1 pseudogene is annotated in these 213 nt (G+C 35.7%); it reads left to right on the forward strand.

The annotated features are described in order from the left end of the window. Positions 1 to 213: pseudogene (locus tag Q0852_RS23890) on the forward strand (ISAs1 family transposase); the annotation flags it as partial.

Raw genomic sequence — 213 nt, forward strand, 5'->3', positions numbered from 1 at the left:
AAAAAGATATAGCAAAGAAAATAGTACAGAAAGAAGCGGATTATCTTCTTGCGGTAAAAGGAAACCAAAAGAAGCTAGAAAGTGCATTTAATGATTTCTTTCGTTTAGAGATGCTCCAGAACTACGATGGTGATAAATACAGTACTCAAGAGAAAGGTCATGGACGGACAGAGACGCGTTTATCTTTAGTGAATTATGACTTATCCATACTTG

The sequence above is a fragment of the uncultured Photobacterium sp. genome, assembly GCF_947502415.1.
GTDB lineage: Bacteria > Pseudomonadota > Gammaproteobacteria > Enterobacterales > Vibrionaceae > Photobacterium.